The organism is Roseiconus lacunae (assembly GCF_008312935.1).
GTDB lineage: Bacteria > Planctomycetota > Planctomycetia > Pirellulales > Pirellulaceae > Stieleria > Stieleria lacunae.
The window spans coordinates 171,004-183,089 of record NZ_VSZO01000005.1; the positions used below are offsets into that span (position 1 = coordinate 171,004).

Below are 12,086 nucleotides of genomic sequence, written 5' to 3' on the forward strand. Positions count from 1 at the left end.
TTTGACACACATCTTACTGACACTTCTCTCCGTTGCACTGCTATTGGCGATCGTTGCATTGATCAAAGAGCGACGGTTGAGGATTGCCTTGCAACAAATTCTCAAACGCTTGATTGGACGCTGGAGGTCCCATGGAAATTCGGCCGATTCTGATTCTCTTGATACTGCTGGCAATCATGACCGGATGCCGCGAGGACAAAGACGCTCGACTCGTCGCAATGGCACGGCGTCATGAAATCCGGCAAGCCGAACAGAACGTTCGTGCCACGGAGCTTCAACGCGAAGTCACCGCCATGCAACGTGCTGTTCAATCCGAGCGTGCATCGATCAACCGAGAACGAGATAAACTCGAAGACGAGCGACGTGAAGTTGCCTCTTCGCGTCGCTTTGATTCCCTGTCAGCAGCAGCAATCAACAACATCGGATTGGTCTTCGCTTGCCTGCTCCCGCTGGGGCTGATCTGGCTGTTGCTCGCCAAACCTCAAGAGCTCGATAGTGAGCATGCGATCGTCGAGTTGATGCTCAACGACATGGTTGCCGATCAACCGTTGTTATTTGACCTTGAATCCGATTCAAAGCAACGTCGGCGCATTGACGGTCCCAGCACCAGTGATGTTCAAAACCAATCTCCCTAAACCCAGGAGGAAACCGTGTCACACATCGTGACCATCGAAACCGAAATCCGTGACCCTGTCGCGCTACGGCGGTCGTGCCAAAGACTCGGTCTTGCCGAGCCGGTCCATCGGACCGCCAAGTTGTTTAGCAGTGAAGCAACCGGCTATTGCGTCGAACTACCCGCTTGGCGCTACCCGGTTGTCTGCCAAGTCGAGACCGGCGTCGTGCACTACGACAACTACGGCGGTCGCTGGGGAGATCAAGCTCAGCTCGATCAACTCAAACAGGCGTACTCGGCGGAAAAATCCATTATCGAAGCTAGGCGACAGGGACACTCGGTCACCGAGCAAACCCTTGCCGATGGCTCGATCAGGCTCACCATCGAGCTTGGAGGTGACGCGTGAAGAAGATCGAGATTCTTATTCGTCCCGACGGTGAAAATCGCGTCGAAACCAAAGGCTTTTCGGGAAGTGAATGCCGAGAGGCAAGTCGACTGTTGGAAACGGCGCTTGGCAAACGCCAATCCGAAAGCCTGACTAGTGAGTATCACACCGTCGTGCAAAACCACCATCAAACCCGGCAGGAGGAGTGATCAACACCAACGAACTCCAAGTCAAACAGGCGGATCAGCGTCCGATCACGCCGGGCCGCGTGCGTCTGTTGATGATCGTTGAAGGAATCAACGACATTGAATTTCTGCGGCGTATCTCTCTCGCTCTTCACCGCAGTGATGGCAACCTACCGAACTTGGCCGAGATGGAGATCCGCGGCGAGTTGGTGTTCATCCCCTTCGGGGGTGGACACGTCCGGGCATGGGCACAGCGTTTTGCGCCACTCTCGCTTCCAGAGTTCCATCTCTATGACCACGAGTTGCCGCCGGAAACCGATCTCCGCCGCGACGCTGCAAACATTGTCAACGGGCGTGATCGATGTCGAGCCGTACTGACGCGAATGCGGAGTGTTGAGAACTACCTGCATCCGGATGCCATTCGATCCGCAGGCGGTATCGACATCTCGTTCGAAGATTTCGATTGCGTCTCGGAACTGGCTGCGCGGTTGTTGTACGCCCATCGACCGGGTGAGATCCCCTGGCAGCTACTACCGCGCCGATCCCGCAGCCGCATGACCAATCGAGCTAAGCGGTGGCTCAACACAGCGGTGGCAGATCGGATGAACGCCGCATTGCTCGATGAAAGCGATCCCAAAGGCGAGGTCCGCTCCTGGATGACCTCAATCTCGGATCTTCTCAACTCCTAACACAAACCATAAAGGAACATCACATGAAACTATCTGATCGGATCGGAGAATTGGTCCGCGCTTGCTTCTCCGCGATCTGGATCGAAAGCCACGAACACGATGATGCGATTTCTGAGATTGCCGGCTTGTGCCGCGACCAAAATTGGCGACTGGCAACCTGGGACATCGACCAAGGGATCCAACTGTCTGGCAGCACGGTCGGAGACGACCAAGCATCGGATCCACTTTCGGCGATCCGTGCCATGCGGTCACTGGCTTCAGAAGAGGCTCCCTTGATCGTCATTTTGCGTAACTTCCATCGCTTCCTTGGCTCGGCTGAAATCGTTCAGGCATTGGCGAGCCAAGTTGTCCTTGGCAAGTCAACGCGGACCATTTACGTCGTCCTCTCGCCGGTGGTCCAAATCCCTATGGAACTGGAAAAGCTGTTTATCACCGTTGAACACCCATTACCGACGCGTGATCAACTCAAAGTGATCGCTGAAGAAATCGCGACCGAAGACGGCGAACTTCCATCTGGCGATGATCTGGAAACCGTACTGGATGCGGCGATGGGGCTAACGCGACTGGAAATGGAGAACGCGGTCGGGCTAAGCTTGGTGCGTGAGTCGAAGGTGAAGCCGGATACGATTTGGGAACTTAAGTCCGGAATGCTGAAGAAGTCTGGTTTGCTCAGGCTTTACAAGGGCAAGGATGACTTCGGATCACTGGGCGGGTTGGAAAGTCTCAAGGCGTTCTGCAAGCGATCACTCTTGCAGCCAGTTCGCGACAATCCAGTGAAACAGCCTAAGGGCGTTCTGTTGCTTGGCGTGCCCGGGACCGGCAAGAGCGCCTTCGCCAAAGCGCTCGGCAAAGAAACCGGTAGACCGACGTTGATCCTTGATGTCGGTGCCCTGATGGGCAGCCTGGTCGGGCAAACGGAACAAAATGTTCGCCGCGCGTTGCAAATCGCTGATGCGATGGCACCCGCAATCCTGTTCATTGACGAACTTGAGAAGGCGCTCAGCGGTACATCCGGTTCCGGACAAAACGACTCCGGAGTCGCCTCACGCATGCTGGGAACGCTTTTGTCCTGGATGAATGATCACAAATCGAATGTGTACCTGATCGCGACCTGCAACGACATCTCGCGAATGCCGCCCGAGCTCACTCGAGCGGAACGGTTTGATGGGATCGTGTTCTTGGATCTGCCGGGAAGGGAGCAGAAGGATCGGATCTGGGACCAGTACATCGAGTTGTTTCAGCTTGACGGTGATCAACGCCGACCCGTCGACGAGGGCTGGACGGGCGCAGAAATCCGTTCTTGCTGTCGCCTCGCAGCTCTGTTGGATCTGCCTTTGTCGCAAGCCTCGCTGAATGTGGTTCCCGTCTCGGCAACTTCCGCCGAATCGGTCGAACGATTGAGGGAATGGGCCAGTGGTCGATGCTTGGATGCAGACAAAGGAGGAATCTTTCGACACCGATCAAATGCGGGAAGCTCACGTCGCCGCGTCTCTCGCGCGAAGCTATCGGATAACTAAATGGCAGCGGTAAATCTAACTGCTGACGAACTCGCCTTGATCTCTGCATCGCTCCGCTACTGGCGAGACGAAATGGCGCAAGCCGGTCATGCAAATCAACAGTATTACTTCGATCGGGCACCAATCCCGAGCTTCGACGCCAAACAAATCGAGTCGCTCATCGATCGACTTCAATCTTCAAACGAATCATCAACCCGAAAGGAGAACCCATGAGCGTCATGCTTGATGAACCAGATAGTCAAACGACGCAGTTGCAGGGCAGCCGTCTCCAAGCGGAAACGACGGCGGTCCGATTGCACATCCGCTGGCCGGGGACTCGGAAGAGCCTTAGCCGCGACCAGAAACAGCAGGCGGCGGGTGCGTTTGATGCTGACAGTCGAACCCTGTCGGCCGCCAAACGACTGTTTGACACTTCGCATCCCGCGTTTCGTGCGGTTTCGGCGGTCAAGACGAAGGCGACTTCGCTCTGGAAAGGGATGACCCTGCCGTACATCGAACCCGGCGTCCGGCTATTACGACGCAGCGATGTTTCCGAGTTCGATTCCCAGCTGACCAACATTCAGTACGAATTGAGTGAATCAGTCAACGAATTGGACCGCTGTTTCAGCGAGTTGGTCGATTCCGCCCGTGACCAGCTCGGACACCTGTTTGATCCTGCAGATTATCCGACAACGGTTTCGGATCTGTTTGCAATTTCCTGGGACTTTCCCTCCGTCACCCCGCCCACGTATTTGCGAACTGTCAGCCCGGAACTGTACCAACAAGAGTGCCGGCGCGTGCAAGCACGCTTTGCCGAAGCCGTCGAACTTGCCGAGCAAACTTTTGCAGAAGAGCTGTCGCAACTTGTCAATCATTTGGCAGAGCGGTTGTCCGGTTCAGCGGATGGGAAGCCAAAAGTCTTTCGCGATTCTGCCGTGACGAACCTAACCGAGTTCTTTGAACGGTTCCAGCATCTGAACATTGGCAGCAGCGACGAACTCGATCAGCTTGTTGAGAACGCGCGCCAAGTTATTAGCGGTGTCTCCCCTCAAGATTTGCGAGATCGCGGATCGCTTCGTCAGCAAGTCGCCTCCTCACTGACGCGGGTGGAATCCAGCTTGGACGAACTGATGAGCGATCGTCCCCGCCGCAATGTCATCCGGGGACCACGCTGATGCCGACCGTGGTGATCCAACCGAATGGTCAATTGAGAACGATCTTTGACGATTCGCTCGATCTCAGAGCGGTTGGACGAATCTCGATCGAACGAGGTTCCTATGTTGAACCCAACTTCGATGGGCAATGGACTGCCGATCTTTCCGTTGTCGATGGTCCCGTACTGGGACCGTACGACAAACGCAGTGATGCGCTGGCTGCCGAAGTCACTTGGTTAAACGCCAATTGGGTTTTGCGGCAAACCGACTGACCCCACACACAACACCTTTTTCACGCCCGGCCCCGGTTACCTGATCCAAATCAGGTGACCGGGGCTTTTCTTGTTTCCGACCCAAACCCTGGAGATTTCCACGATGAATCAGAACGATATCAATCGCGCCGTAGCCCGAGCGACCGGCGAGACCGTGACCGCGATCAAACGTCTCGGATTTCTAATCGCCGATCCTGACCAGCCCTTCGAAGACCCGACCGATCCCGTGCACGGCGGTCGTGTACTCGACTGGGACGACTTTGAATTCCTTTCCGAGGAACCCGATGAACGCTGCTTCGACCCAGAAGCCGCTCTCTGCTAGCGCGATGACGAATACGCGCAACCGACACATTGTGACGAGTCGTCGCTATCCGCTTCGCGGGCGGCGGCGACTCCGTTTCCCCAAACGTCGAAAGAACCTCAAACACCAGAAACGAACCAAGCATGAAAGTCCTACTGATTTCAAATGACGCCGGTGGATTCGCAGAACATGTCGAATTGACCGAAGGAATGACCGTCCAACAGCTATTCGAAAAGCAAATCGGTCCGCTGAAGGCTGGCAACTATTTGATTCGTGTCAACCGTCAGCCAGCAGCTGCTGATCAGCTGCTTTGCGACGGCGATCGGATCAGCTTCACACCGTTGAAGATCGAAGGTGCTAACTGATGGCTGACGCGAAACGTCGAATGCGGCAGCAGTACGCTGCCGCGGTCGAGATCGCCTCGGCGCTACCAAATCCGGTCGGCGTTCAGGCCGACCTCGCGTCTTTGGAAGATGCCTTCAAATCCTGCCAACGTTGGTATAGTCGATGGAAGAAAGCTCACACTCGTGATTGGCACGCGGCAAAAAGCGATGCTGCCGGACGACTGTGCAGCGCGGTTGATTTGTTGCGTCAGCGGGCAGAGATTGTTTTGGCTGGCGTACGTCAACCGAATAGCGAGTCTGTGTCGATCTCCACGGGGGATCTGTATCGAGAAATCGAGTCGTTGTGTAGCGAGTTTGATTCGGTCGTGATCGAACGATCCATGAAACAGCTTCGCGTCCGTACTGATGAGATCGTTTTGGAAGGCGTCTATCTAGGACAATTCGACATTGTCCTCCGCTGGGCTCGGATTGACGAATCCCATCCCTACGACGTCATTGCAATCGACTCGGGATACGAAACGCGAGACGGTACGCCCCATCCCCATGTACAGGGCGACCGGCTTTGCGAAGGAGACGGTGCAACGGTGATCAAGCGAGCTCTCCGGGAAGGTCGTCTATTCGACTTCTTCACCGTCGTTGACCGGATCTTGAAAACCTACAACCCGCAAAGTGCCTACGTTTCACTCGACGACTGGGATGGAGTGAACTGTCGCGCGTGCGGAGATACCGTCGATTCCGACGATCTGAATCGCTGCTCAAAATGTGAAACGGAGCTCTGTTGTGACTGCAGCACCCGCTGTGAGTCGTGTTCCGATCGCTATTGCAATGACTGCAATGGTTCATGTGCCGGCTGTGACGCCGATTGCTGCCAGTATTGCCAAACGCTGTGTGAAGAGTGTGATGACCATTTTTGTGACTCTTGCCTAACCGAAGGACTTTGTGATGATTGCATCGATCGACAAAAACAAACGCCGGAAGCGGAAACAATCGAGCAAACGCAGCCGGCATGTGCTTAGGTTCACTCCCTATGCAATGGCTAAACTGCTGTTTCTGCGAGATATTGGCCCAACAGAAGTTGGCGGATTTGGAATCTCCAACGCCGATGACCTTTTACTGGTCGAGGACGTCCAGCTGGTCCAACAAGTCTGTTCCGCTGTCTCCGTCGAATTCGATGACGACAGTGTTGCTGACTACTTCGACGAGCAAGTTGACTGTGGTCGACTGCCGGAGCAATTTGCTCGGATCTGGATTCACACCCATCCAGGCAAGTCGCCGTCACCGAGCGGCACCGATGAAGAGACATTTGATCGTTGCTTCGGAGGCAGCGATTGGTGCGTGATGTACATACTAGCTCAGGGAGGAAACAGCTATGCCAGGGCCCGTTTCAACGTCGGTCCAAGTTTCGATCGACGTCTCCGTTGTCGCACGCAGCTTGACTGTGAGTTTCCATCATCGGATCAGGAGGCGTGGTTTTTGGAGTATTGCGAAAATGTTTCGATTCACGATCCATTTCTATCGCAGAACCCGCCAGTTACCCAATCGATCGACGTCGACTGGTGGCGACCGTCAACGGTCACGTTCGAACGATGGACCGATGAGCATTCGGAGGTCGGTTGATGAACCCTTCGCTCGATCGTTTTTCTCGTCAAGCAGGAATCGTCCCGGTCGACCGACTAGGGAGCGCAAACGCGACAGTGATCGGTGTCGGTGCCATTGGTCGGCAAGTCGCCATCCAGCTTGCTGCGATCGGAATCCAAAAGATCCAGCTGATCGATTTCGATGACGTCGATTTATCCAACACCACAACCCAAGGTTATCGCCATCGGGAGATCGGTCTGGCAAAAACCCAGGCTTGTGCGATCGCGATCGCGGAGCTTGATCCAACGATCGACATCACTTTGCTTCAAGATCGCTTTCGTCCACGGCATGACATCGGCAACTCAGTCTTTTGCTGCGTCGACTCCATTTCCGCACGTACCGCGATTTGGAACTCGCTGGAAGGCAAAGTGGATTTTTGGGCCGACGGGCGTATGCTTGGTGAAGTCATTCGAGTGTTTGCGGTAGCTGGTCATGACGGATCGTTGTATCGCTCTACACTGTTTTCCCAGTCGGAAGCACATCCGGGCACCTGCACTTCGCGGAGTACGATCTACGCGGCCAGCATCGCTGCCGCCCTGATGGTTCACCAGTTTACGCGATGGCTACGTGACATCGCCGTGGATACGGAAACGAGTTTGAACTTGCTCTCGGGAGATTGGCTGGTAAACGACGCTCGGTGACGGCGTTTTTTTCGGTTGCCCGAAAACCTCGACGAAAGCTCTAAGATGTGACTGAATGTTATTCGTCTGATGGCTGCTCCGCCCACCCAGGCGGAGCAGCCATCCATTTTTTTAGCTATTCTGCGCCGAGCCAAAGAACTACCCGTTGCCTCAATCGGATAAAACGCTTCCGATCACACCCACCTGAACGACTGTCCTATCTAATGTTCACCACAAATTCGCCACTTCGCGAGAGACAAACACCATCCTTGACGATGAAGCACTCGGCCCAGTGCATACCCGTATACTTCGTGGACTCTTCTCTGGTCCTTCCTGAACGCTTTCCATCGTAGAAACCGCCTCGAAGGTCATTCGCGTTGGTTGCTTCTTGGCCACTATTCACGATCTGCCAATGAACGCTGTATGGTTTGGGAACATCGGTGATCGCTTCAAAAACCAAGCCCGCATTCTTCGGCAACACTGCACTGTTGCTCCTAAATAAGGTCGGACGAAATCCATTTCGCATGTATTTGGCTTTAATTCGAGTCTGGTATCTTGTCGGTGAAATATGCCAACGAGGTTGCTCGCGGTGCGCTACGTCGAAACGCAAATACTTTCCTAGAGTTCGACCAAATGCGGATTCAACAAGGGTGTTGTTGGCAACCAGCTGTGACGCATACACATCTGCAACGCGAATTCCAATGTCGCTACCGAAAGATTCGACAAGCGTTCGCTCGAGTTCTTTGGACGTCGATGCGTTCAGGATTTGGTCAATGTCCTCTTGAAGCCATCCAATCCACTGGAAAAAAGCGTCTGCCTTCTCGCTACCTTCGTCATTCCATCGGTCAGCGAAATTTTCGTTTGGATTCACGGGATTCCGAATGACCCATTTGTCGTTTTCGCACTGGATCAATCCGGTCTCTTGGTATCGTTGGATCCGATCAATTAGGTTGGCCAACGCTGAGTACACATCTGGCTCACCTTGATACGCCAGCGCAGCCAGCGTATTGATGATGATGGAGATTGGACGATCCTCACAGTTTTTCAAACTGTTGAATCGGACGTCGCGGTGGCGTTTCAAGACCTGGATCGCCCGCTGCAGGGGCGTTCTCACCAGCTGATCTGGTACATCATCAACACTCGCGAATATCTCCATGTTTTCTAGATAGATTTCACGTTTACGCAAAGGCGAAAGTTCTTCGAAAACAGCCTGCTGTCGCTCCCCAAACCAATCCGCATATCCCGCTGGATTCGTAAAGCCCCACGAGTAGACGCGGCCTTCCTTGTTAAGGTCGGTTAGAGCAACCGATTGAACCGCATGGCGTTCCTCCACGTCGGAAAACCGCTGCGGATCCGGGATACACGGAAGTATGTCTATGTGAAAGCCAGCTCCATCGTGTTCTGCGTAGTTTAACGTCCAGCAGCGGCGCCCTTCCTCATCGAGCATTTCTGAATATGTGCCGTGCTCTTTTAATCGGTTGCCTACCAGATGACGAATCGTCTTCGCAGTGGTGGTTTGCTTGGGGTATGGCAGCACACATGCGAGATCGATGTCGTAGTTGGTTTCTTTGCCATCGCGAATTGGGCGAACAACTGTGCCCAAACGAAATGAACCCTGCGGATAGATAGAAGGCTCACCGTGCGCACCTGGGTAGTGCCCATCATTCAGCCACCGCCCCACCGAAGTATATCGCTCCACAGCTTGCTTGTACTTACTTGGAGGAATGTCAAGTTCTTCAGCAAGCTGCCGAAGGATCGAGTTCACGATCAGGGTTCGGTTGTCGATGACTGAGTGATGCATGGCTAGACTTGGGAAATGGTTATCGTTGGTATGAATCCACCGCTCTTGCGATTTTGGTCGTACACGCGGAAAGGAAGATCTGCTTTCGGCATCCAAGTTCGACCGAGCTCGACCGCAGCGGCAACCGGAATTGAAGGAAAAACTGACAACTCACACGATTCGCCATGCCGAAGCTTGATTTGATCAAATAGCTTCCTCATGGTTTCGCGGAAAAGTTGCAACTGAGCGCTGCTCTTGAGAAAATCGTTTCCAGGTTCGGTTGGAGTGACGGTATAGATACAGCAGTTGTCGCCTAACACGGACCGTACACGTTCATTTGTGACATTTGCACTCAACGCAAGATTGATTGCGACGGCAGTCGCTGATTCATTACCATCTTGCAGCACCTTGAACTCGAACGGCTTGTTGTGTTCGAGCCAGCTCCAGGTTGAAGGCTCCCGGTGGAGTTGGAACACGTCAGCCATTGGGATGTCAGATAACAACCTTCCCAACTCAACCAACAAAGGAATGGGCGCCAATGCAAACACAGAAAGGTGCAGAGCATCAGCCGTCAAACGCGGTTTTACACGTTCGGCAAACTGACGCCGAAGATGTTCCACCTCCATTGTCCAATAGAGCTGTTCGTCATCACCGATTGAGGCGTTTCCAAGACTCAGCGATATTGGTTCGTGGCTCGCGGGATACCGCTCTGGAAGCAGGGCCAATTTTGCATTTTGAATCGTTAGCGGCGTCCCGTGTTCGCCGATCCTCGCACCGTACATAAGAACGTGTGAGCGGCGTTCTTGATCAATAGCCGTTACGAGCTCAATGCGGCTCTCGTGAGCTTGTTTCATTTTTTGCAAACGCGCAACTGTATGCCCCGCGACATCCACCTTGTCAATCAAGCGATGATGCGCATCGCAAAGAAGCATCAAGTTGGAAAGGTCCGCCTTGAGCTTCTCAGATAGTACTGAATCGCCGCGCGGCCCCGTGGGCTTATCAGCGATAATGTGCGCAATGTATGCCTGGTTGAACTCCGCCTTCGTTGCCTGATCGCGGAACAGCTCTCGATTGCAACCCTCGTATTGACAGCGACCGGCAGCTCTGCCCCAAAGGCAAAGCCTAATCGGTTCTGGAACGTTTGATACTGACATCTCGGTCTAGTGCTTCTTATCCTTCGGTGGGTTCGGATCGTTACCGTAACTATCGGAATCGCGAATCTGGCCGTTGGGGCGGTGAATCACGAGTTCCGTCTTGTGCGTTTGGGCGAGCTTTTTGCCGGCGTCAATCGCTTGTTGCTGAGTTGAGTGAACGGACGACGCCCGCTCAGCTCCCTCTCGCTTGACTGCCCAACCGTTTTGCCCGGGGACAACGTGGTAGTCCTTCTTGGTCATGGTTCTCTCCACAAGTGAATGGTTTCGCTTTAGCTACCCAACAAAGGCAGCCATAAAGGTTTGCCGCTTACGACGATTTCGCGGAACAGCCGCAATTTTGCCGACTAGATCAACGACTTCGGGCGCTGCCCGCATTGACAGACACTTGGCGATCGACGAAGACCTAGGTGGGTAAAGTTACTTTACCCGTAAAAAAAGTATACGCAGCAAAACGGAGCCCGCAACAGTGGTACAACCGGAAAAGTCAGAAATTCGCCATAGTGTCCAGCGCAGACTGGAATTCATTGAGTTTCGTTTGTTTTGGGAAGGACAAATCAATCGGTCGGATATCGTCGCGCAATTCGGAGTCTCTGTTCCGCAAGCATCGGGGGATTTGAAGCGGTACCAGGAATCCGCCCCTGATTTCATTCGTTACGACCGCCACTTGAAGACATACCGGCCCACTGAACGGTTCAAGCCGTTGCATCTGCGGCCTTCGGCTGACGCCTATTTATCACAGTTGCGTTTGCAAGAGTCTGGCTATGTTGCCGAGGGCGAAACGTGGGCTGAGCAAACGCCCGACTTCTCGGTCGTCCCGATCCTTCGTCGTCCCGTAGAACCGGAGATATTGCGAGCGGCAATTGGCGCGGCTCGTGACTCCCAAGCTTTGAAGGTTAAGTATCAGTCCGCTTACTCCAATTCAACGACGTGGCGTTGGATCGCCCCGCATGCGTTTGGATACGACGGATTCGGTTGGCACGCTCGGTCCTGGTGCCTTCGCAATAAATCGTTTCGAGATTTTGTTCTCACCCGAATCGTGGAGGTCGATGGCTCCAAGCCGGAGAAGATCAATCGAGCGCAAGACGTTGAGTGGAATCACTCCGTCACTCTCATTCTTGAACCGAACCCGAAGCTATCTCCAGGCGACAAGCGCGCCGTTGAACTCGACTACCGAATGGAAGATGGCAGGTGCAAGATCGAGACTCGGGTCTCTTTGCTCTACTACATGATGGGGCACTTGTGTTTGGCCCCGGAGCACGATGCGCTTGACCCAAAGGTTGCTCGACTCGTGTTGATAAACCGAGATGAGGTCGAACGAATTCAAAAAACGGTAAAGAGCCAAATTGCTTCGGAGGCGCAGGCGTGACTTTGCGAAACCTCAAACGGCGAAGAATCTGGCGTTCATTGCCCAAAATATTTGCCCGATCCATGTCGCGAGTGACCAAACGTGTCAAT

General features: G+C 53.9%; 16 protein-coding genes. 13 read left to right on the forward strand and 3 right to left on the reverse strand.

Annotation, left to right across the window (positions count from 1 at the left end):
• Positions 1-131: 131 nt before the first annotated feature.
• The 12 genes from FYC48_RS09180 (at position 132) to FYC48_RS09235 (ending at position 7,718) form a co-directional block, all read left to right on the forward strand.
• Positions 132-635 (forward strand): hypothetical protein, encoded by a 504-nt coding sequence (locus FYC48_RS09180; protein WP_149496399.1) that lies wholly within the window; start codon positions 132-134, stop codon positions 633-635.
• Positions 636-650: 15 nt separating this feature from the next.
• Entirely contained in the window at positions 651-1,019 is a 369-nt protein-coding gene (locus FYC48_RS09185) for a DUF1257 domain-containing protein (protein ID WP_149496400.1), read from the forward strand.
• Positions 1,016-1,207, forward strand: coding sequence for a DUF2997 domain-containing protein (locus FYC48_RS09190; protein ID WP_149496401.1), 192 nt, complete (start codon positions 1,016-1,018; stop codon positions 1,205-1,207). Before FYC48_RS09185 ends, FYC48_RS09190 begins: the two co-directional genes overlap by 4 nt.
• On the forward strand, positions 1,204-1,872 hold the full coding sequence (locus FYC48_RS09195; protein ID WP_235034164.1) for an ATP-dependent endonuclease: 669 nt from the start codon (positions 1,204-1,206) through the stop codon (positions 1,870-1,872). The genes FYC48_RS09190 and FYC48_RS09195 overlap by 4 nt, the downstream gene beginning before the upstream one ends.
• A 23-nt stretch (positions 1,873-1,895) precedes the next feature.
• Positions 1,896-3,389, forward strand: a complete 1,494-nt coding sequence (locus FYC48_RS09200; protein ID WP_149496402.1) for an AAA family ATPase — start codon at positions 1,896-1,898, stop codon at positions 3,387-3,389.
• Positions 3,390-3,598: 209 nt separating this feature from the next.
• Positions 3,599-4,543 (forward strand): hypothetical protein, encoded by a 945-nt coding sequence (locus FYC48_RS09205; protein ID WP_149496403.1) that lies wholly within the window; start codon positions 3,599-3,601, stop codon positions 4,541-4,543.
• A gap of 32 nt (positions 4,544-4,575) precedes the next feature.
• Entirely contained in the window at positions 4,576-4,794 is a 219-nt protein-coding gene (locus FYC48_RS09210; protein WP_315853770.1) for a hypothetical protein, read from the forward strand.
• 103 nt (positions 4,795-4,897) lie between these two features.
• Positions 4,898-5,116, forward strand: a complete 219-nt coding sequence (locus tag FYC48_RS09215; RefSeq protein WP_149496405.1) for a hypothetical protein — start codon at positions 4,898-4,900, stop codon at positions 5,114-5,116.
• Between the two features lie 122 nt (positions 5,117-5,238).
• Positions 5,239-5,460: a MoaD/ThiS family protein gene (locus FYC48_RS09220; protein WP_149496406.1), complete on the forward strand. Its 222-nt coding sequence runs from the start codon at positions 5,239-5,241 to the stop codon at positions 5,458-5,460.
• Complete coding sequence (locus FYC48_RS09225; RefSeq protein ID WP_149496407.1) at positions 5,460-6,455, forward strand: hypothetical protein; 996 nt, start codon at positions 5,460-5,462, stop codon at positions 6,453-6,455. Before FYC48_RS09220 ends, FYC48_RS09225 begins: the two co-directional genes overlap by 1 nt.
• Before the next feature lie 16 nt (positions 6,456-6,471).
• Complete coding sequence (locus FYC48_RS09230) at positions 6,472-7,056, forward strand: hypothetical protein (protein ID WP_235034165.1); 585 nt, start codon at positions 6,472-6,474, stop codon at positions 7,054-7,056.
• Positions 7,056-7,718, forward strand: a complete 663-nt coding sequence (locus FYC48_RS09235) for a HesA/MoeB/ThiF family protein (protein WP_149496408.1) — start codon at positions 7,056-7,058, stop codon at positions 7,716-7,718. The genes FYC48_RS09230 and FYC48_RS09235 overlap by 1 nt, the downstream gene beginning before the upstream one ends.
• Positions 7,719-7,914: 196 nt before the next feature.
• Here FYC48_RS09235 and FYC48_RS09240 read toward each other — a convergent pair whose 3' ends face one another.
• The 3 genes from FYC48_RS09240 to FYC48_RS09250 all read right to left on the reverse strand — a co-directional run bounded on the left by FYC48_RS09240 (position 7,915) and on the right by FYC48_RS09250 (position 10,871).
• Positions 7,915-9,498, reverse strand: coding sequence for a nucleotidyltransferase (locus FYC48_RS09240; RefSeq protein ID WP_149496409.1), 1,584 nt, complete (start codon positions 9,496-9,498; stop codon positions 7,915-7,917).
• Between the two features lie 2 nt (positions 9,499-9,500).
• Complete coding sequence (locus FYC48_RS09245; RefSeq protein ID WP_235034166.1) at positions 9,501-10,409, reverse strand: SAVED domain-containing protein; 909 nt, start codon at positions 10,407-10,409, stop codon at positions 9,501-9,503.
• A 228-nt stretch (positions 10,410-10,637) separates the two neighbouring features.
• Positions 10,638-10,871, reverse strand: a complete 234-nt coding sequence (locus tag FYC48_RS09250) for a DUF2188 domain-containing protein (RefSeq protein WP_149496411.1) — start codon at positions 10,869-10,871, stop codon at positions 10,638-10,640.
• Between the two features lie 226 nt (positions 10,872-11,097).
• Here FYC48_RS09250 and FYC48_RS09255 point away from each other — a divergent pair, with 226 nt between their 5' ends.
• Positions 11,098-11,997, forward strand: a complete 900-nt coding sequence (locus FYC48_RS09255; protein WP_149496412.1) for a WYL domain-containing protein — start codon at positions 11,098-11,100, stop codon at positions 11,995-11,997.
• The last annotated feature ends 89 nt before the right edge of the window (positions 11,998-12,086 follow it).